The sequence below is a fragment of the Paenalicyclobacillus ferrooxydans genome (assembly GCF_001399675.1).
GTDB lineage: Bacteria > Bacillota > Bacilli > Alicyclobacillales > Alicyclobacillaceae > Alicyclobacillus_B > Alicyclobacillus_B ferrooxydans.
Map to the genome: position 1 here is coordinate 1 of NZ_LJCO01000045.1, position 20997 is coordinate 20997.

21 protein-coding genes and 1 riboswitch are annotated in these 20997 nt (G+C 51.1%); of the genes, 8 read left to right on the top strand and 13 right to left on the bottom strand.

Annotated features, from left to right (window positions below):
• The first annotated feature begins 131 nt into the window (after positions 1 to 131).
• The 4 genes from AN477_RS10125 to AN477_RS10140 all read left to right on the top strand — a co-directional run bounded on the left by AN477_RS10125 (position 132) and on the right by AN477_RS10140 (position 4157).
• Complete coding sequence (locus AN477_RS10125; protein WP_083486149.1) at positions 132 to 572, top strand: PTS sugar transporter subunit IIA; 441 nt, start codon at positions 132 to 134, stop codon at positions 570 to 572.
• A gap of 71 nt (positions 573 to 643) precedes the next feature.
• Positions 644 to 901: an HPr family phosphocarrier protein gene (locus AN477_RS10130; RefSeq protein WP_054969042.1), complete on the top strand. Its 258-nt coding sequence runs from the start codon at positions 644 to 646 to the stop codon at positions 899 to 901.
• 1 nt (position 902) lies between these two features.
• Complete coding sequence (ptsP, locus tag AN477_RS10135; RefSeq protein WP_054969043.1) at positions 903 to 2618, top strand: phosphoenolpyruvate--protein phosphotransferase; 1716 nt, start codon at positions 903 to 905, stop codon at positions 2616 to 2618.
• 156 nt (positions 2619 to 2774) lie between these two features.
• A complete protein-coding gene (locus AN477_RS10140) occupies positions 2775 to 4157 on the top strand; it encodes a dipeptidase (RefSeq protein ID WP_054969044.1) in 1383 nt (460 codons plus the stop codon).
• A 73-nt stretch (positions 4158 to 4230) separates the two neighbouring features.
• Here the strand turns inward: AN477_RS10140 and sat are convergent, their stop codons facing one another.
• Positions 4231 to 5406: a sulfate adenylyltransferase gene (sat, locus tag AN477_RS10145; protein WP_054969045.1), complete on the bottom strand. Its 1176-nt coding sequence runs from the start codon at positions 5404 to 5406 to the stop codon at positions 4231 to 4233.
• Positions 5407 to 5867: 461 nt separating this feature from the next.
• On the opposite strand from sat, the gene AN477_RS10150 reads away from it, so the two are divergent.
• Positions 5868 to 7466 (top strand): ABC-F family ATPase, encoded by a 1599-nt coding sequence (locus AN477_RS10150; RefSeq protein ID WP_054969046.1) that lies wholly within the window; start codon positions 5868 to 5870, stop codon positions 7464 to 7466.
• Between the two features lie 106 nt (positions 7467 to 7572).
• Here AN477_RS10150 and AN477_RS10155 read toward each other — a convergent pair whose 3' ends face one another.
• From AN477_RS10155 to AN477_RS10175, 5 genes are all read right to left on the bottom strand, one after another.
• A complete protein-coding gene (locus AN477_RS10155; RefSeq protein ID WP_054969047.1) occupies positions 7573 to 8685 on the bottom strand; it encodes an ABC transporter permease in 1113 nt (370 codons plus the stop codon).
• A gap of 16 nt (positions 8686 to 8701) precedes the next feature.
• Positions 8702 to 9802 carry an ABC transporter permease gene (locus AN477_RS10160; protein WP_054969048.1) on the bottom strand — a complete coding sequence of 367 codons (1101 nt, stop codon included), beginning with the start codon at positions 9800 to 9802 and terminating at the stop codon, positions 8702 to 8704.
• A complete protein-coding gene (locus AN477_RS10165) occupies positions 9802 to 10797 on the bottom strand; it encodes an ABC transporter ATP-binding protein (RefSeq protein ID WP_054969049.1) in 996 nt (331 codons plus the stop codon). The genes AN477_RS10160 and AN477_RS10165 overlap by 1 nt, the downstream gene beginning before the upstream one ends.
• Before the next feature lie 193 nt (positions 10798 to 10990).
• On the bottom strand, positions 10991 to 11506 hold the full coding sequence (locus AN477_RS10170) for a hypothetical protein (RefSeq protein WP_054969050.1): 516 nt from the start codon (positions 11504 to 11506) through the stop codon (positions 10991 to 10993).
• Positions 11490 to 12326: an SPFH domain-containing protein gene (locus AN477_RS10175; RefSeq protein ID WP_054969051.1), complete on the bottom strand. Its 837-nt coding sequence runs from the start codon at positions 12324 to 12326 to the stop codon at positions 11490 to 11492. The genes AN477_RS10170 and AN477_RS10175 overlap by 17 nt, the downstream gene beginning before the upstream one ends.
• Before the next feature lie 218 nt (positions 12327 to 12544).
• On the opposite strand from AN477_RS10175, the gene AN477_RS10180 reads away from it, so the two are divergent.
• On the top strand, positions 12545 to 13021 hold the full coding sequence (locus tag AN477_RS10180; protein WP_054969052.1) for a flavin reductase family protein: 477 nt from the start codon (positions 12545 to 12547) through the stop codon (positions 13019 to 13021).
• 173 nt (positions 13022 to 13194) lie between these two features.
• Here the strand turns inward: AN477_RS10180 and AN477_RS10185 are convergent, their stop codons facing one another.
• The 3 genes from AN477_RS10185 to AN477_RS24450 all read right to left on the bottom strand — a co-directional run bounded on the left by AN477_RS10185 (position 13195) and on the right by AN477_RS24450 (position 15669).
• Positions 13195 to 13800, bottom strand: a complete 606-nt coding sequence (locus tag AN477_RS10185; RefSeq protein WP_054969053.1) for a sulfocyanin-like copper-binding protein — start codon at positions 13798 to 13800, stop codon at positions 13195 to 13197.
• Positions 13801 to 13900: 100 nt separating this feature from the next.
• Entirely contained in the window at positions 13901 to 15208 is a 1308-nt protein-coding gene (locus AN477_RS10190) for an MFS transporter (RefSeq protein ID WP_054969054.1), read from the bottom strand.
• Between the two features lie 165 nt (positions 15209 to 15373).
• A riboswitch (cyclic di-GMP riboswitch) is annotated at positions 15374 to 15456 on the top strand.
• 72 nt (positions 15457 to 15528) lie between these two features.
• Positions 15529 to 15669 (bottom strand): hypothetical protein, encoded by a 141-nt coding sequence (locus AN477_RS24450; protein ID WP_157061899.1) that lies wholly within the window; start codon positions 15667 to 15669, stop codon positions 15529 to 15531.
• A 30-nt stretch (positions 15670 to 15699) separates the two neighbouring features.
• On the opposite strand from AN477_RS24450, the gene AN477_RS10195 reads away from it, so the two are divergent.
• Together AN477_RS10195 and AN477_RS10200 are read left to right on the top strand one after the other, a co-directional pair.
• Positions 15700 to 17019, top strand: coding sequence for a helix-turn-helix domain-containing protein (locus AN477_RS10195; RefSeq protein ID WP_054969055.1), 1320 nt, complete (start codon positions 15700 to 15702; stop codon positions 17017 to 17019).
• 309 nt (positions 17020 to 17328) lie between these two features.
• On the top strand, positions 17329 to 17562 hold the full coding sequence (locus AN477_RS10200; RefSeq protein ID WP_054969056.1) for a hypothetical protein: 234 nt from the start codon (positions 17329 to 17331) through the stop codon (positions 17560 to 17562).
• A gap of 95 nt (positions 17563 to 17657) precedes the next feature.
• On the opposite strand, the gene AN477_RS10205 is transcribed toward AN477_RS10200, so the two are convergent.
• From AN477_RS10205 to AN477_RS10220, 4 genes are all read right to left on the bottom strand, one after another.
• On the bottom strand, positions 17658 to 18518 hold the full coding sequence (locus tag AN477_RS10205; RefSeq protein ID WP_054969057.1) for a hypothetical protein: 861 nt from the start codon (positions 18516 to 18518) through the stop codon (positions 17658 to 17660).
• A gap of 269 nt (positions 18519 to 18787) precedes the next feature.
• On the bottom strand, positions 18788 to 19126 hold the full coding sequence (locus AN477_RS10210) for a c-type cytochrome (protein WP_054969058.1): 339 nt from the start codon (positions 19124 to 19126) through the stop codon (positions 18788 to 18790).
• A 23-nt stretch (positions 19127 to 19149) separates the two neighbouring features.
• Positions 19150 to 19776 carry an SCO family protein gene (locus AN477_RS10215; protein WP_054969059.1) on the bottom strand — a complete coding sequence of 209 codons (627 nt, stop codon included), beginning with the start codon at positions 19774 to 19776 and terminating at the stop codon, positions 19150 to 19152.
• A 28-nt stretch (positions 19777 to 19804) separates the two neighbouring features.
• On the bottom strand, positions 19805 to 20971 hold the full coding sequence (locus AN477_RS10220; protein ID WP_054969060.1) for an SCO family protein: 1167 nt from the start codon (positions 20969 to 20971) through the stop codon (positions 19805 to 19807).
• Between the last annotated feature and the right edge of the window lie 26 nt (positions 20972 to 20997).

Sequence of the window (20997 nt, forward strand, 5' to 3'; positions counted from 1 at the left end):
GGTTGTTCCTTTTCGTGGATTTGGACAGTACTACCTGTTCTCCATGATAAGGAACTTTTTATTTGTTCACAGAGTTAAAACACCGAATCATATGAACATTATGAATAACATTAATGCAACGCTAGTGTCCAATGATCGACGAACAGTTTGCGATGTTTCACGTGCCCGCTTCAACTCAACGAGAGGCTATCGAAACACTGGTAAAGGAAGCTGCACGGCTCGGTCGTGTCCGTGATGAAAAGGTTGTCGTTGAGTCTGTCCTTCAACGCGAAGAAGAAGGCACGACCGGATTTGGAAAAGGAATCGCAATTCCGCACGGGAAATCCGATGGCGTGATTGAACCCACTCTGATGTACGGAAGACTCGATACAAAGATTGATTGGAAGTCCATGGACGATGCACCGGTGGATAAGCTCTTTCTAATCCTTGTCCCGGAAAGCAGCCACGCGGAGCATTTGCAGATGCTGGCTAAACTTGCGAGAAAGCTGATGCATGACGAGTTTGTCGAAGCACTCGAAGGAATTACAGAACGGAGAGCGCTGGCAGACTTTTTAAAAGCGGAACTGCAGTAGTCCGCTTTCACGACATGAGTTCACCGAACATGAATAAAGTGAACAAGCGCATAGTGCGGGAGGTTTTCATAGTGAAGGAACAAGTTGTACGCGTGGAAATTCGCGAGGGGCTTCATGCACGCCCAGCGACAGAGTTTGTGAAAACAGCGGTGAAGTTTTCTTCGGATATCAAGCTTGGTAAAGACGGGAAGTTTATCGATGCAAAAAGTATCTTAGGCCTGATGTCAATGGCGATTGCCCAGGGTCAGGAAGTCACCCTGCAGGCCACTGGCAGTGATGAAGAAAAAGCAATTGAAGCACTTGCGAAGCTGCTCACAGAGGGTGAGTAAGATGGGACAACAAAAAACAGGCGTTGCTGCTTCTCCGGGTATTGCGGTGGGCAAGGCTAAGGTGTACTCGTCCCATACAGTACACACCCCGCAATATCAAGTCGATGACACCGCGGCGGAAATTGAACGTTTCACCCGTGCCGTTTCTGCGTCAGCAGATGACCTTCTGAGCCTCGAAGCAAAGGTTTCCGCTGAACTCGGTCCGGACGAAGCGAAACTCATGGAAGCGCACCGTCTGATTCTTCAAGACCCTGAGTTCACTGGCAGCGTTACAAGCCACATTGAGACCGATGCCATTAATGCTGAGGCCGCGCTTCGAGTCGTGTCTGACTCTCTGATTGCGTTGTTTGAGTCAATGGACAACGAATATATGCGGGGTCGGGCAGCGGATATCGCAGACATCACATCTCGGGTGATGGCGCAACTCCTCGGGCTGGACTATGGATTTAACGCAGGCAACGACACGGATATGATTTTAGTTGCAAAAGACCTCCACCCCTCTGACACGGTGCAACTGGATCTGTCGAGAGTGAAGGGCTTTGTAACAGACGTCGGCGGCCGTACGTCGCATACGGCTATCATGGCTCGTACCCGCGGCATTCCGGCAATTGTCGGTTTAGGAGATGTATCAGAGACTGTATCTGATGGGACACCCCTCATCGTTGACGGGAGCAATGGTCTCCTCATTGTCAATCCTTCGAATGAGGAAGTCGCAAGATACCTTGAACAGGCCCAGATTGACGCGGCACGAGCAGAACAGCTTCATGCACTCATCCACGAATCATCGGTCACGCTCGATGGCCATCAAGTAGAGCTCGCCGCGAATATCGGTGTCCCGGGCGATGCAGTCATTGGGGTTGCTCACGGTGCTGAAGGTGTTGGCTTATTCCGATCTGAATTCCTGTTTATGAACCGCGATTCACTGCCGAGCGAAGAAGAACAGTTCCAGGCTTATCAGGAAGCGGTCCAAACTTTGGATGGAAAACCTGTGATTATCCGTACGATGGACATCGGAGGAGACAAGTCCCTCGATTACCTTCAACTGCCTGCAGAGCTCAATCCATTTCTCGGTTATCGCGCAATTCGAATCAGCCTCGACCGAGAGGACATGTTCAAAACTCAGCTGCGGGCCATTCTTCGCGCGAGTCATTATGGGCGGGTAAAGGTGATGTATCCGATGATAGCCACCCGTGATGAAGTGGTCGCTGCCAATGAAGTACTTGAGGCCGCAAAACAAGAGCTGCGCTCGGAAGGCATACCGTTTGATGAAGATATGGAAGTTGGTATTATGGTCGAGATTCCTGCCGCTGCCATTGCCGCTGACCAGTTGGCTGAGGTCGTTGACTTCTTTTCGATTGGCACAAACGACCTGATTCAATACACGATGGCTTGCGACAGAATGAACGAAAAAGTGTCCTATTTATATCAACCATACCATCCGTCGATATTGCGATTGGTGAAAATGGTCATCGATGCTGCTCATCAGCATGGCAAATGGGCCGGCATGTGCGGGGAAATGGCAGGAGACTTGAACATTGTTCCTGTCCTTGTGGGACTCGGTATTGATGAGCTGAGCATGAGTCCGCCATCGATTCTTCCTGTACGTGAACAAATCCGCCAAAGCCGTTTTGAAGACCTGCAAGAACTTGCGGCAGAAGCCTTGAGACAAAGCACCTCAGATGCCGTAAAGAACCTCGTTGTTCAGGCAACGGACTGAAACTGCCGAGTTGTCAACTTCCTGATGGATGAGTCACCATGTGTGACCTGTTCATCAGGAAGTTTTTATGGTTACGAACTTATCATTCGCGCTATATTGTCTGAATTATTGTAAGATGAAGTCGCGAGATAATTTAGCTGTTTGGGAGTGATTGTCGTGACCGCATCTTGGCAGGAGTACCTGGATCTCCACCAACAACGATTTATCGACGAGTTGCTTTCGTTTCTGAAAATCCCTAGTGTTTCTACTGATTCTGCTTATGCAGGAGAAGTCCGTAATGCAGCTCGTTGGATTGCCGCCCGCATGGAGCGGGCCGGCATCGAAGGCGTCCAAGTGATGGAGACAACCGGCCATCCAGTCGTCTACGGCGAGTGGTTACACGCGGAAGGACAGCCCACGCTCCTCATCTACGGACATTTCGACGTTCAGCCTGCAGACCCACTTGAGCTTTGGGTGCATCCGCCGTTTGAGCCAACGATAGATGGCGATCTCGTTTACGCACGCGGTGCATCCGACATGAAAGGGAACGATCTGTTGCCTGTCATTGCATGCGAAGCCTTGCTTCAGACGACGGGCGCAATCCCTGTCAACGTGAAATTTTTATTTGAAGGCGAAGAGGAGATCGGCAGTGCGTCGCTCGAACCGTTCATCAGAGCGCATGAGGAAATGCTCTCTTGCGACATGGTGGTATGCGCTGACGGCGGTGTCGGCAGTAAAGCAGCACCAGTCGTCAACGTTGGCCGACGCGGTCTCATTGGCCTCGAGGTGCAAGTAACCAGTGCAGCGACAGATCTTCACTCCGGTGGAGCAGGCGGTATTGCCCCGAACGCCATACACGCCTTAAGCCGGATTCTCGATTCCTTCCGAGACCACGAGGGACGTATCCTCGTAGACGGATTCTACCGCGATGTTCGACCGCTGACCGAAGAGGACCGCACCGAAATCGCAAAATATCCGTTTCACGCGGAAGACTACCAGGCAAAAACCGGGATCAAGGCCTTCTTCGGAGAGCCGGAGTTCACTCCCCAAGAGAGAAACACAGCTCGTCCAACCCTTGAGATTAACGGTATTTGGGGCGGCTATCAGGGAGAGGGGACAAAAACAGTGATCCCGCGTGAGGCGTTTGCCAAGATCACCTGCCGGCTCGTTCCTGACCAAGAACCTGAACACATTCAGCAAGTTGTGGCAGCACACATTCGCCGCTTTACACCCAAACAGGTGGACGTCACTGTGACCGCTTCTCCCGGGGACGCAGAAGCCTATGTGCTCGACCGAAACCATCCAGGTTTGGCTGCACTCGAAGAAGCACTCACCGCGGCGTCTGACGCTGCCCCCGTGCGCGTTCGTGGAGGCGGCACGGTGCCAATCACAGCCATGTTTAAGAATATACTCGGTGTAGATACAATTACCCTTGGCGCAACCCTTGGTCATGACGGTGCCCATGCACCAAATGAGCACTTCAGCTTATCAAACTTTGCCCGCATTCAGCGTGTCTTCTGCATGCTGTTTGAGAAGATTGGAGCCGGAGTCGTCGCCTGACAAGCCCACTGTCGTCACGCAAAAAGCTGCGGCGAAAATGCCGCAGCTTTTGTATGTCAGCTTTCCGTTACAACTATTCGAGCACAGGTTGCTTTTCTGCCAGACCCTCAACGAGCACTTCAGCAACCTCAGGCCGTGTGAATTTCGGAGATGGTTTTTCACCACTGCGAAGGATGGCTCTGACTTTCGTCCCGGACAAGATATACCGGTCCTCCATGCCATGAGGACAGGTCTTATCGGATGCCATGCCGTCACACTTATTGCAATAAAAACTGTTCTCGAAAAACAGCGGCTGAATGCCAAGCTCTTCTTTCGTGAAGTTCGAAAAGATTTTTTGTGCATCGTAAGTTCCGTAATAGCTGCCTACACCTGCATGGTCGCGGCCAACGACAAAATGCGTACAACCGTAGTTCTTGCGAACCATGGCGTGAAGAATGGCTTCGCGAGGGCCCGCGTAGCGCATGGCAGCCGGGTAAACGGCCATAAATACGCGCTCCGGGCGATAGTAATTCTTCAATAGCACTCGGTAACTCCGCATCCGCACGTCGGCAGGAATGTCGTCTGCCTTGGTTTCACCAACGAGCGGATTGAAGAAGAGCCCGTCCACAATCTCCAAAGCCGATTTTTGAATGTATTCATGCGCCCGGTGAACGGGATTTCGGGTTTGGAACCCGACAACCGTCTTCCATCCGCGACGTTCGAACTCTTCGCGAGTCTGTACCGGATCGAGATAAAACTCTGCAAACTTATCCGGTTCTTTCCGATTGAGAAGCTGAATCGGGCCGGCAAGGTAATAGGGTTCTCGGTCAAACAACCGTTTGACACCCGGGTGCTCCATGTCCGTCGTACCGTAGACCGCTTCGGCTTCACGCATCTTGTCGTATTTGTAGACTTCCTGCACCTCGAGCGTGCCGTAAATAACCCCGTCTTCCCCCTGCAGTGCGACAGTCTCTCCCACTCTCAGGGTCTTCGCTGTATCCTCTGAAACAGGCAAGACCACTGGAATGCTCCATACCTCACCACTCGTCAGATGCATGGTATCAAGAATACTGTTCCAGTCCTTTTCCCCGTGAAAGCCCACCAAAGGAGAAAAGCCGCCTGTGCCAATCAATTCAAGGTCGGAGATAGACCAATTAGAAATCGTGATATGAGTTAGCTTTTGTGCCTCACGCAAAGCTTCTTCGCGCTCTGCCCCGCGCAGTTGCCTGTCGATGAGTTTTCCGCCGTGTGGTAAGATCAGTGAAGACAATGCTTTCCCTCCTGCGTTCTACAGCCCTTTGAATGATTTCTACCCTGCTTATACTAGCATTCTACGTTCAGTGGGGCACCTTTTGGCCGTACACCTGAAGTATGGCGCCCCAAACGCTGTTCGCCTGATGGCAGAACCTCCTGGTTTCCCTCAGACCGGGTCATTCGGAGTGCCAAGGCGTCGGTCCCCTCACAGTCTAGCAAGGAATTTCATGACACGCGTGCAGATGATGTAAAGGAACTGTGGAGATAGTGTGATGACTCCGTGAATGTCTCATCCTTATGTCCTAAAACAGGATTATGTCCTAAAACAGGATTATGTCCTAAAACTGGTGGTTAGATATACGTCGTATATCGGTTACACTGTGAAGAGGGAAAAAACCGTAGTCTCGCAAGGTGGTCCTCACAAAGTTGTGATGCGAGACTCAGTGTTTTCGATTTTCAGACAAGGGAGAACAGTGAATGATTCGTGTAAAGGACCTGTCTGTCTCGTTTGGCGGACGAATATTGTTTGAGAACGTAAACCTCAGCTTTGACGAGGGTAATCGGTATGGCTTGATTGGTGCAAACGGATCGGGTAAATCTACGTTTATGAAGATTCTCGTTGGTGATTTTGAACAGTCCACAGGGACCGTGACCATTCAACCTGGCCTGCGCGTCGGAGTTCTGCGACAGGACCATTATCAGTACGATGACTGTCGTGTGCTCGACACCGTTCTGATGGGGCATCCTGAATTATGGGAAGTGATGCAAGAACGGGAGCGGCTGTACTCCCTGCCGGAGATGTCCGAAGAGGAAGGCATGCGGGTCGGTGAACTGGAAAGTGCATTCGCAGATATGGACGGCTATTCCGCAGAGTACTTTGCTGCTGAACTGTTAGAGGGACTTGGAATTCCTGTCGAAAAGCACAATGACCTGATGAGCTCGATGATTGGCGGCTTTAAGCTGCGCGTTCTCTTAGCACAGGTGTTGTTTGGACGCCCAGACGTGTTGCTGCTCGACGAGCCCACCAACCACTTGGACCTCGATACCATCCGTTGGTTGGAATCTTTTTTGTTGCAACATAAAGGAACGATGGTTATCATCTCGCACGACCGGCACTTTCTAAACACGGTGTGCACACACATGGTCGACGTGGATTACCAGCAGATCTCGATGTTTGCAGGAAACTATGACTTCTTTGTCGCAGCAAGCACCTTGGCCCGCGAGCAGCTGGTCGCTGAGAACGCGAAGAACCAGGAAAAGATTGCGGAACTGCGTGAGTTTGTGGCACGTTTTTCGGCCAATAAGAGTAAAGCGAAGCAAGCCACCAGCCGACAAAAACAGATTGATAAAATCGAGATTCAGGAGATTCGCCCGTCATCGCGGGTCTCTCCGTATATCAAGTTCACCTCGAAACAGCCGCTTGGCAAACAAGTCGTTGCGCTCGAGTCTATCCATAAGTCATTCGGGGACCTGAATGTGCTGAAAGACGTGAACCTTGAAATTCACGGCGGTGAAAAAGTCGCTGTCATCGGAGTGAACGGGATCGGCAAAACAACACTCCTCAATACGATGATGGGCCAGTTAGACCCGGATGGTGGCAGCGTCACTTGGGGCCAATCGGCTGAACCGACTTACTTCACCCAGGACCACCATGACACCATCCCAAGAGATACGACGGTCTATGAGTGGCTGCGTAGTTTTGATGATCAAGCCGATCAACAGACACTGCGCAGTATCCTGGGACGGATGCTGTTCTCAAAAGATGAGGTTCACAAGTCGACTGAAGTCCTGTCTGGCGGTGAAACCGCTCGATTGATGATCGCCAAGATGCTCCTTCAGCAGGGTAACGTTTTGGTGCTCGACGAACCGACGAACCATCTGGACCTGGAGTCCATTGACGCCCTCACGCAGGCGCTGGCTGCATTCGACGGGACCGTTATCTTTGTATCCCATGCAAGGCAACTGGTCACGGACGTCGCCAATCGGATCATTGAACTGACGCCAAACGGAGTCATTGACTTCTCTGGAACCTACGACGAATACCTCGAGAAGCGTGAATCCTTACTTGGTGCGTAACCCATCATTCAGCAGAAAGCAGCACGGGCACGCCGATGAACCAACCAACGGCATGCCCGTTCTTTTATCTGCAGTACTGTCTTTTGCAGCGATGATATCAAAATCCCTAGTGACTTAAGCCGCGGCGCATCACCGGAATGCCGATGGTCAACGCGATGACAGAGGCGATGGCGAGAACAGCGAGATCGAGCGGAAGTCCACCGGTCGACCCATACAGCAGTGTTTGACGCAGGGCGTCAAGAGAATAGGTATTCGGGATATACTCGGAGATCGCCTGCAGCCAGCCTGGAAGGTACGCAACGTCGGTGATGCCGCCGGCCAGGAAGAACAGATAGAACGACAGGGAAATTGACAATCCGCTGACACGTTCCGTTGCACGAAGGGCTGAGCCCAACAGAACCCCGATGCCAGAGCCAACAATCGCCGTCAACGTAATGGTGACAAGTGCGAATACGCCGAGCAGCACGCTCGGTATTTGAACGATGCCTGCTGCGATGGCAACAATCAGCGCAACCCCGCCTGTGATGTCGCTTGCCACGACACCCGCCGCCACTTTGCCTAGAATCATGGTAAGTGGACGAGCAGGGGACATGAGCAGTTCCTTGACGCTGCCGGTCTCCCACTCTCTCACTGCCGCGAGACCTGCGTTTACAATCCCCGCCTGAAGAACCAACATCACGACCACGGCAATCATGTTAAATCCGACAAAACTCGCGTCTTTTGCGTGCATATCGTGCTCTTGTACCTGAATGTGCAAAGGGTTTGTACCGACCGATCCGCTGTGCAAAAACGTGTACAAAATGTCCGGCAGCGCTCGGCGCAGGTCATTGGCGGTGTCGTTGTTAAAATTCCGCACCTGCCAAGTAATGGTTGGGTGTCGACCAGCCGCGATCGCTGATGAAAAACCTTTCGGAATGACCAACACTCCGGCAACAGAGAGGTTTTGAAATGCTGCTTCTGCTTGTGGTTTCGTTAGGACCTCTGCACGATAGAACCCATTGTAATTCTCTGCAATGGATTGTAACTTGGCCGCCGCCTGTCCCCCTGTATCCTGGTTGACGATGGCAACAGGACTGCCTGTAACGGATGCAGCCTGCAGAATCAAAACCAGCATCAGAATCAGTGCGGGCAGAATCGTCACAGCAATGGTGGAGGGACTGCGAATCCAAGTAGCCAGGTCTTTCTTCAGAATAGCCCAGAGGCTGTAGATCTGTTCCATGGTTTATCCCTCCTCCTTAGTGCTGCATCGTCGCCCGACGATATGAAAACCAACTCACACAAAGTGCAAGAACAGCCCAGGCGAGTAGGATCATCCACAGCCAGACTGGTGATGTGTCGATCGGCCAATACCCGTGCACAGCATGTTGGAATGCTGCATTGGCGTAGACGACCGGAAAGACCCGCGCAATATCGGCAGCCGCCGGAGTGGACCACGAAATCGGGCCGAACGCACCACTGATAAAGAAGAGCGGCAACCCGAGTGCAAATGCAAACGGCGTTACGATGAACTGCGACTTGGCTATGCTGCCGATAGCAACACCCAAGCTAATGAACACAAACAGTGTGACGAGCGTCACTCCGATAAATTGACCCCACATCAGCGGTCGCAGCCCGAGCAAGAGCAAGACAACAAGAACCAAAACAGCAGATGCAATCCCGTTTACCATTCCGGCAGCGAGTTTTCCGACGACCACGCTCCAAGGTGGGATTGGGGCGAGCATCAACTCTTTCATGGTTCCAATCTCCCAGTCCCTCGCGGCACCTCGGCCGCCGAACAGGAGTCCGCCAATCAGCAGTGCAACGGTTTGAATACTGACCGATAAGTAACCAAGAAAAGTGACATTGTGGGTGTAGGTGTCGACTTCTCTCCAGCCAAATGGAAGTGAGGATGGAAAGACACTGTGGTAGAAGTTTAAGATGGCCAGGGGCATCGCCCGGCGAACATCGTCCGCGAAATCATGGTTCAGATTATTCAAGGTCAGCGGTATCGAGGCTGTCTTAGCCTGAGCGACAGCCGCAGAAAACCCGTGTGGTATCTGAATCGTTGCAACGGATCGATGTGCTTGTATCAACCGTTGTCCAGCGCTCGGGGTTGAGACCTGGTGGATATGGAAGGTCAAGGCACTTTGCAGTGCATGTAAGAAACCCGCTGTGTACGCTTCCCCGATTCCGGATGCAATAACACTGACGGGTACTTTGGCTCCGCCTACGGCAAACAAGACGAATAGGAACAGAAAGTTAATGGGAACAACGAGCGACAGGATGGTCGCAAAGGGAGAAACAATGTTCAGACGCAGATCATTTAGCATGATGTGAAAAGCAGCACGCAACCCCACTAGTCACGCACTCCCTTTCCAGTCAAGGACAGGAATACTTCGTCGAGGGAAGGCTCGCGCAGCGCCATGTGGCGAATCACCCCACCACTGTCTGTCACTTTCCTTAAGATGACAGGAAGGAGCGTTCCGGCATCACCTTCGTTGAGACTGGCGAGAGATACGGCAACCCGGTTCTCAATGATCTCGATACTTTGCACCCCGGCGACACCGAGTAATAGCTCCCTGACGTCCTCAAGCGCAGTGCCTGTGATTTCAAGATCCAGCACGCTGCTGCCAAATTGGGCCTTCAGTGCAGCCGGGGTGCCCTCGGCAATCAGATGTCCTTTGTCGATGATTCCAATCCTGTCACATAAGGCATTTGCCTCTTCCAGGTAATTGGTCGTCAACAGAACCGATTTACCCTCCTGTTTCATTTTCAGAATGTAATCCCAGATGACATTCCGAGATTGGACGTCGACACCGAGCGTTGGTTCATCCAGGTAAACAAGCCACGGGTCATGCAACAGCGCACGGCCAATAGACAGCCTTCGCTTCATTCCACCAGAAAATGTCTTCACGCGAGACTTTGCCCTGTCCTGCAGCTGCGCGAGTTCCAACATGGCTTGGATCCGTTCACCTTTCTGTCGTCGTCGATAGCCAAACAGTTCAGCATGGAAAGCCAGATTACGCTCTGCAGTCAGTTCCTCGTAGAGCGCTGTTTCCTGAGGAACCACACCGAGTAAGCGACGGACAGAGTTTGACTGTTTGCGCGGATTAAGCCCAAAGACCTTAACCTCACCAGAGGTGGGGGCACTGAGTCCACTAATCATATTTAACGTGGTCGTCTTCCCTGACCCGTTTGGACCGAGGAGTCCAAATATCTCTCCCTTGGCAATCCGGAAGTTCAGATCCGTTACTGCTTGGAACGACCCGAACTCCTTATGGAGATGCGCCACTTCGACCGCGTACTCAGCAGTCGGTAACTGCTGTTTCGCAGATAGACTCACGTCTTCCATCCATGAATCGCCCCTTTCGCCTACACCTATTACTATACAGTCTGGCGAATGGTATCAATGGTCTATGGGCGAGTATTGATGTCATTTTCATCATTGAAACGCAAACTGTCCTCAGACTGTCCGCAAACGGTCCTCCAAAACAAAAAGACGCGTCAATTGGAAACCAAGTGAACGCGCCCATTCAACTTACGTTTCAGTTTGCGACAAACGCCCGTACCCGGTTCTGACGCTTTTCAAGCAGACGAGGAATTTCGATGATGGTGTCATCATTAATCTCAGACAGCGATTCAAGCAACTCACGGTCTATACTGACCAGTTCACTCAGAAACTGCTCGTTATCCGCCTGACTGCGAGTAACAAACTCATTCGGCGGGGTCACTGCGGATCGAACTTGAACCCGAAGGGCATCAATGTCCCGAATGTAACTTTCCAGGGCTTTCACTGCCTCCAAACCTTCCATTGGTGGATACGGGTTTTCCCTTGTCGGCTGCGGCAGGTTTTGGCGCAACATATGCAGCTCAGACTGTAACTGGGCAACGTATTGCCCGAGCGCATCATCACAGAGGTTGCGCAATTTCACACTCTGATCGCGAAACGCGTTGGCGGGATTTTTATAATCGTAACTCCAGAGGTCCAGCGTGCCCTTGAGCAGACCCGTAATCACGCCAGACGGAGCATGCGCAATTCCGTATTTACTTAGTCGACCCATTGCTGCCACCCTCCGCTGCATCCATGCTCATCAGAGGATTGCCGACGTAGTACGGCTTCCCGACTGCCATGTTTGGAGCTGAGACAATGCCCCGTTGAGCCATCAACATGGCCGTGTAGTAACGAACAGCATCTAGTTCAGACAGTCCAAAGGCACGAAGTGAAATCAGTTCTTTCATCCGTTCGTCTTTTGGGAACACCAATGCCTTAACGTCATTCAACATTAAGCCGTAGACCGCAAGAAACTCCTGCAGGTGATCCTTCACAAGTTCGATGATGTCCGGCATCTTTTCATTCACGCGTTCAAGCTGGGTCAACTGAACAATCTTGTTGATAGACTGCTCGATGACAGGACCTGCGTAAGCATTGACTTCCTGCATCGTCACATGATGTCCTGCCATTGGCATGTGCTGGACCAATTTCAATGCGTCTTCTTTCGTGTCTACGTGGACGTAGCAACTGACGTGGTAACCCATCTCAGCCATTTCTCTCGAGAAAGCAACCCCTGCCACCTCGAGAATCAGTTTGGCGCGATTGATATAGATGACCTCATATTGCCAGGGACTGTTGCCGCCAAAGAACGCCTGTTGAAATGTACCGATAATCGGACGATCCGGTGTCTTGATGGTGTACTGCCCTGTCTCAAAAACATCCATGATAGCACCGCGGGACTTTAGCACTGCGAAGTGATTGCTTTCCACCGTCAAGAGTGACCCATTCATGATAGAGTTATCCGGATAGTGATATGCAAGCACATTTGGTCCGAGCAGTTCCTGTCCATCTTGCGTCAACGTACTGATTACCTGGCGAATACCAGCCATCGTATATCCCCTCTTCCCCGTACAATTGTAGATACCAAAGAGTACCTACACCATATTTTAGCATTTTCATTTTCGCTATATGTACCAATATTCAGATCAAACAAAAACACACTGCAATTCACGTTGCTAACTTTGAGTAAGCTCAAAAGTTCGGTATCATAAAGGAGCAAGTAGTCTAATTAGGGCAGTTCACATAGACCAGAGAAGGAGAGGTACGCATGGACGATCAAGCAAAAAAGACAGCACTTCGGGGCATTTCTTACGGCCTGTACGTCATCGGAACCAAAGTTGGGGATGATGTGAATGCATTTACAGGCAACTGGGTTACACAGACCTCATTTTCACCTCCGTTGGTCGCCATTGCAGCAAAGAAGGGAACAACGTCGAGCGAAGGCATTCACGACAGCAAAGTGTTTTCGGTGAATGTGCTGGAAAGCGGCCAAAAGGACTTGGCATTTTCATTCTTCAAGCCCGTGTCCCGCGTTGGCAACAAATTCGGAGAAGTAGAGTTTTACACCGAGACGACAGGCAGCCCCATCCTCAAAGATGCACTGTCTTGGTTCGAGTGCAAGGTTGTTCATGAATATGATGAAGGTGACCATGTGATTTACGTGGGAGAGGTTGTGGATGCAGGCGTTCATCGTGAAGGAAGCCCGATGACGCTTTCGGAAACAGGACTCTTCTACGGCGGCTGACCGTCATCAAACCTTTCATCAACACCAGACAAACCAAGGGCGGGAGTTCCAACTCCCGCCCTCACATGTCCATAAGTCTGACTCAGGCTCGTCCGCAAGTTGCGACACACAACCTGTCCCCAACCCATCGCGCCCTTGCGCAATGCCTGTCCCAACACGGCACATGCGAAAAATCACTGAGTTTTCTTCAGTTTTACGGTTGGTTGCGACGCATTCGGCGAGACAATCAGCCATAGCCAGCTTCCGGACATTCCTGCAGATACAGACTCAATCAGGTAGTTTCCGGCTTTCGTTGGCGTGAACTGCATGGTCTGCACGCCGGACGATCCATTTGAAGAGGTCGAGTTTGTCATCTCCCCTCCTGGAACCGCCGGAATGATGTTCGAGCCCCTTGTCACATCGTTTGGCGTCACGACAGCCAAACGGCCATCAACGTCCGGATTATGATTCTGGAGGTTGACGGTCATCTTCCATCCCACCGGAACTTCGATAGCTGCAAAACCATGATAATATCCGTTTAGGGACAAGCCGTTTGCAGGGATCGTGATCGTGACCGTGACTGACTTTGTCGCAGGATTTGAATTCAACCATTTTTTCGTCTCAGTCGGTGCTGCTGCATATTGGCTAGGCACATAGGATAAGTATCCCTTGTTCACCGTACTGGACGATACATTCGTTGTATTGGTGCCCGGCGTTACGGAGCCACATCCGGTTAGCATTCCCAGACCAGCAAGTATGCTGCTTGTAAGAACAGCCCACTGTTTCAACTTCAACTTCAACAAGCGTTCCACCTCATTCTGATTTTCCCACTTCTCAAACATTTCATTCACAGTGATATGATAGGTTCAATTCTATACCAACCACTGCAGAAATTCCTGATTACCCTTGCTCAGTGACCCCCGGTGACGTCGCATCGCGTAAGCGGTCTTGGTCATTCGGGATCGGTAAAAGAAAACTAAGTCCACTCAATGCGGCGATGGAGCCGATCAGAACGAACAACGTCTGTAACGATACATGTATCATTAAAGACCCAAACAGCACCATGCCAAGCGGCGTCGCAAAGGTGGCCATCGCACCAAAAATACCAAACGCCCGCCCTCGTATGGCAGGTGGAATTAATTGAATCATGGTTGCGCTGAGCGCTCCGTTCAAACTTCCTGCAGCGACGCCTGCCACCACCGAAACAATCGTCTCGGGGACTGTTGTGTGAAATAGACCAAAAGCCATGGTGCATAAACCAATCCCAATCAATCCAATCAGCAGCGTTGCCCGGAGCGGCACACGCTTTGAAATCACCCCGAGAAACATCCCGCCAAGGATGACTCCGACAAAGAACCCCCCATTGATAATCCCAAGAGCAAGCGGTGAACCGTGCATGGGACCCTTTACCCACGCAGTCAGCGTGATATCCATTGGCGCCAAGGCAAAGTTGGTGACGAGTGCCGAAGCGAGAACGAGAAGCAGGAACTTCGACCTGCTGATTAAAGACAAGCCCTCTATCCAGTCTTTGAGGAACGTGCGAATCCGACTTGCAGCTGTTGACTCCGAACGGTGCCTTACACCGGCGAGACTGCTCTCGCCGGCAGGTTTCTGATTCTCCGTCGTTGTTTGCCTCGTGACAACCTCTTTGACTCGGATGAACAGAAGGCTGAACACGGAGACCAAGAAAGATATGGTGTCCATGAAGAACAAAAAAGGAGCGCCGAGTGCACCCATTAAGGCCCCACCCGACACAGTCCCGAGCAATTGAGCTGTTGCACTGGATGATTGCAGGATGCCGCTTCCGGCAGCGACATCTCCTTCATCGACCAGCAGCGGAAACAGCGCACCGGAGGCTGGATTAAAGAACTGTCCGACCGCTTGCAGTGCGAGCACCATGGCAAGCACAGTCCAAAATGGCCAATGGAACAAGACATCCAGAACGAGTACCCCACTGAACAACGCCCTGATGACATCAGACCAAATCATCGTCGCCCGCTTCGGCCACCTGTCTACGAACACCCCAGCTACAAGGCCAATCAGCGCTGGCATCGTCTGAGCGATTCCTGTCAGCGCGAGCGCAGACTTCGAGCCTGTTAAGGCGTATACGTACCAAGGCAGCGCGATCCCAAACAGGTTGTTCCCTACTGTGGATACCAGCTGTCCAGAAAGCAAGAATATAAAGTTGCGGTTCTTTGCGAGCGTCACAATCCCATCCTCCACAAGCCCATAGTCAGTACTCATCAAAAAGAAAGCAATGCTTTACAACCATGTATACTGTATCATCAAAATCAACTGATTTCGGCGATTTGCCATATGCTTAAATCGCTGACATCACTGAAATAAAGGAATTTGAGTCTGAAGGTCGAATAGTTGTTTAACGGGCAAACTTCGAGAAATCGAAGGACGCAAAGCCATGGGCCTACGGCAATCGCTACGGCTGCCAGGTTGCACACAACGCGCATGAAAAAGAAAGAACCTGGCGCTAACGCCAGGTTCTTTTTGTCTTCTGCGGTTGTTGTAAAATCCTAGTTTGCCATTTGTACCATGGGTCTGGGTGGGACAGTATAGCCACCTCCGTTGTCCGCGTACGCAGTACTTGCAAATGCGAGACCTGTGATGAGCACTGCAGACAGAAGCCCAACAATTCGGTACACCAGCCTTTTCATTTACAGGTTCCCCCTTTGAGGTGATTGTGAATGACGGACGTAGAGCGCGAATTACTGGCACTTGTCATCGGACATCGAATTCGCATGGCACGAGTAGAACAGAACCTGTCCCAAGGTGAGCTGGCTGCTGGGATTGGAAGCCAGTCCATGATCAGCCTCCTGGAAAGTGGACGCCAACTGCCCTATCCCGAAGTGTTGCGTCTCATCGCCCAGAGGCTTCAAAATGAGCCGCTCCAACAGCTTGCCGACCTGCTTGACAATGGGCAGCTTACCTGGGACACAGTTTCCGTCACAAACGAAGACTTGCTTCTAGACATCCTGCTTGCCCACCGTGGCCGCTGGTACGATATCCATTACCGTTTAGCGATACGACTCTGTGAGTATTTTTATATGCGCGAGGATACCAAAACAGTCCAAAACCTCTGTCAACTACTGGTTGAACATACGGAAGAAGGGGATGCGTTTTACTGCCTCGCCTGCTTTTACCTTGGGAGCTCGGCCTTGTTAGAAATGGATCTTTCCCAAGCCGAACAATGGCTAAGGCGCGCTGAGGAACAGGCGCATACGCTAGATGAAGGTTTGCGAGGACGACTCTGGTACAACCTTGGTTATCTTTACACAACAACGGACGTTCAAGGGGTGGCAGCCTGGCACGCAAATCAGGCGGTAGAACAGTTCCGCCGCCTGCAGGATTTTCCTCGTTATGCAAGGTCCTTGGCTTTGCTCGGCGCCATTCAGGGGCGCATCGGCCGTATTGAGGATGCAAAAAGAACCCTGCAGTTGGCCCACGAAATTGTCGTTAAATGGGGCACCGACTATCGCGACAGAGCGCGTGTCGAGGCTAGTTTGACCATCATCTACTACCTTTCAGACGATCTCGATGCAGCCACCCGCATGATAGAGCAAGCGGCAGAATCAGCACGGGAAGCCGGCGACACCATTGCCCAGACCATTGTTGGTCAAGTCACCTTTATGTTGTTCACGCGGTTACATCGACGAGGAGAGGCAGAGCAAGCACTTGAGCAGTTTCTGAGCGGTGCTTATCAGAGTGGTGACAGTCCGTTGATTGCATACAGTGAATTACTCTCGATTGGCTACCTGCCAGCACGACAGGATCAACTGGATGCAGCGTTGCGAGCATTCAGGCTGACCCTTAACTCTGTCTCTCACATTGAGCACGCACTGGCAGCGGAGTGTGCAGCAAGTATCTACGACGACCTCGGAGAGGAGAAAAAAGCGAAGCATTATTATCTTGCAGCACTGTCCAGCTATCGAGCATACGTGGACAAAAACTCCATGTTTAGTCATCTGATTCGAATGTTACCGATTGGCGGAGAACATGAATCATAAAGTTTAAACCCCCTTGTGAATTCGCCAGATTTAGCGCCTCCACAGTTCTTTTTAGTGAAGTTCCCAACCTTTTTAACTGAATATTCATCATAACCAAACCAGAAGGAACGGTCCCCTGAAACTCGAACTTTACACTCACAGAGAACAGGACCGTGCGCAGATACTCCGTTCATCCGGATAGGCGGAGTGTACGGGAGATGGCCACTCCCCTGCGAATCCGGCACGACCCGTCTCCCTGCTGTCGTATCTCGTTCCCAGAACTTGCAAACTGAACGCCAAAATCACGATGCGGAAGAGGAGGTCAATGAAATGAAGTTTACAAAGCACACTGCTGCAATGACAATGGTTGCTATGACCGTGACCATGTCGTGCAGCCTCACGGTCCATCCGATTGATGCTGTCATCCCATCAGACACTTCTGCTGTTGGAACAGGGCTTATGAAACTCGACGAGATCTTGCTCATGACGCCGCTGTGGAGGAACATTAGTTTGCAGTTCACGGTAGACTTTCACCCACAGGGGACAAGTGTAAACGTACCGTAAATGTCCGAAAAGGGTTGCTCTCTACGGAGCAACCCTTTTTCCTGCCAACGAAGCCTTGTTTATACTAACCGATTCATTTTGGTCAGACCAAATGCTTAGACAAGTGCTTTTCGACTGCGTAGTCCAGGCAGTTCCTTGTTGTCAATTAAGTGCGGATACGCAGCCATTGCGAGGATAATCATTAACAAACCAGAGTTAAAGTCGGTCGCCAGCGGATCAAACACTTGGCCAAACGCTTGCCCCGCCCACCAGAACAAAAATGACAGAACCATGGAGACCCAGACGGTTGCACGTATCCGAATCCGAAACGCTAGAAATACCGAAAGCACAAGTTCAATCGCTGCGAAAACCAAGGAAGCAACGGTACCATTCATCGCGATGACCTTCGACAGCCAAGGCCAGGCGACTGCCTGGGACAGTCCTTCACCAGTCAGATATGCCCCCTGCAGATGTAAGACAGCACCGAGGAGGAACAAGCCTGCTAACGAGAACCGTGCAAACCGGATTCCACCTGGCTTCCATTCCGATTTCTGCCGTGAATCTGGCCAGATGGCTACGCCAATCAATGCGTAAATCAAGACAGCTCCAGGTGCTCCTGTCAGTAACAGTGACTGACCCGTAAACAACTGTCCGAACCCTTCGCCGAACACCCAGACCGTCAGGCTCCATACCACTGACGCCGTAATGGTTGACCTCAATTTAAAGTTCACGATGAGTGCAAGTCCAATGAGAATTTGAACAAGTGCAAAAAGGGTATTCCACATCGCAATGTGCGGAGCCGTCAGCGATGCTCCCCAGTTGACAACCGCAGTCACCCAATGAGGCTCACCTTCACCCGTTGGCAAAATGACCTGCTTGAGAAATGCCGAAGTAAACATTTGAGGTTTCAGCTGCAATAACCCGTCAATCAGCCAAACCAAGCCAAGTAACGTCTGCACAACTCTGCGTGATATCACAGCAGTCGCCGCCTTCCAAATTTTTTCCGAATAAAGCTTTTATGGTTACAACTTTAGACCGCAAACGATTCTGCTTACAGGTCATGACGGATGAAATGACGATAGTCCGTTAGAGCCATGAAAACGCTACTTAGGGACTAGTCAGTATCTTGTTAGGTTCTATAGAAATTGTAGCTTGCGGATTGGTTTGGTGAGGCGCAGAGGACAAACGAAGGATTGAAAGTTTGTTTACGTTTTCGTGTCATTTCTGTGAATGTCAAATATGGGGATTACTTTTTCGTGGAAAGCCATGTGGTTAGGGCATCAATCTGCGACGGTGTCAGAATCGCATCACCAGGTGCCGCATATGCCGGCATTGGCCCGGATCCCACTTCGATACGATGCTTGATTTGTGCCGGAGTCAACTGGGATGCCACATGCTGCAGGTTGGGCCCGATTCCACCTTGCAAGTTGTCTCCGTGACACGTAATACATCCATTTTGATAAAGGTGAACAGCTTCAGGGTAGGTGGCAGCATCCTGCTGAAGGACGGTTTCCCTCTGTCCGCATCCTGTAGCCATCAACCCTGTACAAATCAGTCCAAGAACGAGTAACGCTGTTTGCTTCATCTTATAACCGCCATTTCATTTGATTATAACTTCCATTTCATCTGAGAGACCAAACTGTCAATGTTGGACGTGACAGTCTTCGGATTCAAGTTCGCTGTGTTGTACTCGGCGCGAATATTTCCGTATTCATCTATCAGCACCGTTTTTGACGTATGTTCAATAAACTCCTTGTTGGTGCTTGGTTTTGCCTGAATACCCCATGCATTCAGAATTTTCAACGTCTGCATTTCATTCGTCCGCAGGAAATACCACCCTGCATAGTTCGCGTGGAAGTGTGCTCCGTACTGTCTAATGACAGGTACAGTGTCACGATTCGGGTCGAGCGTCATGGCGATCAACACAACCTGCTTACCAAAAATACCCTGCTTCTCAAGCTGCTGTTGGACCTGCTCAAATCGATACATCGTGAGTGGGCACTCATCGGTGCAATGTGTGTAGTACCAGGTCATCAGGACGACCTTGCCCTGTAAGTTGTTTAGCGACACACTCTGCCCGTTAATGTTGGTGGCCGTAAAGGCGGGAGCTTGACCGGCAACTGGAAGAGTGCCGGTCGCTTGTCTCCACATGTAGATGAGTCCCCCAACAACCGCAAGGCCAATGACAGAAATCGTTCCGTAAAAAGTGAGATTCCACCATTTCCTTTTTTTCAAACTCGACCCACCTCGGATCATAGAGGTATCAGCCATGCGTCTTTTGCAGTGCAGCTTGAACTTTCGTTGATAAAGTCTGAATCGGCAGCCAGCCATCATGACTCCAGATGATATGGCCGTGACCGTCAGTCAATGTGATCCACATCAGGTCTGACACGTGATATGCATCCGTCACATCCCCGGTCTTGTCAAGCGCGATTTGATAATGCTGCGGATTTACAGCCTTGAGAAGCCTCTCATTCGGTTGGTTGTTCGGTTCCGTGGGGAGCACATCAATCGCAATCGTAGCTGGCGCTCCTTTTGACCCTGCATACGTATCTAAGGCTTGTAAGTTCTGTTTCACATTCTGGCTCCAACTTGCGAAGTAAACCAACAATTGCGGGTGCCCTGGTCCAATATGGGCGGCTCCTGCGCCATCAGCAAGTGGTAAGGCCGTTTGTACAGCGGGACTGATTGTAGGTGCGTGGTATGCGACTGTGGTCAATTGCGGCTTAACGGTAGCAGGCAGAAACTTGGCAACTTGCTCTGCCAGAACGCTTGCTTGTGCATCCACAGCCGCGTACTGTGGCGGCGTCATAAACAGATACTGTTCTTTTCCGTTCGGGCCAATGATGTAAAGCGCCGGCGTGTGGTCGATTTGTCCGTTTACAATCTGGTCGTAGATGTAATAGTTTTTCCACACCGATTTTAATTGACTGTCCGATCCGGTCAGGAAATGCCATGAATTCATCATGTTATGATTTTCAGAGTACGTCTTCACATCGGATATGGACACAGCCTGCGGATTGGCATTGATGCCAAGGAGTTGCACGTCCTTAGCCGCTCGCGGCCCGAGCATCTGCAGTGCTCTCATCATACTCTCTGTCGTCAGTGGACAGATGTTGGTACATTCACTATCCACAAAAGCAAGGACAACGACCTTCCCCTTGAACTGGCTTAGCGAGACCGTTTTACCGAATTGGTCGGTCAGCGTGAACTGCGGCGCTGGCCGTCCTTCCAGAGACGATCCCGGGTCCACGACCCCGTTCGAAGCCGAATTTGCTGCATTAGCTGAACTCACATTCCCTGGCGGCTGAGTCACGGCGTTGTTTTTGGACTGAAAGGCGAGAAAGCTCCCGCCAGCGACCACAATGATGGCGGCTATCGCTGCTACCGGATACAACCACTGTTTTATTTTACGCGGATTGTCTGACATACTTCACACCACTTTTCCTGTATTTA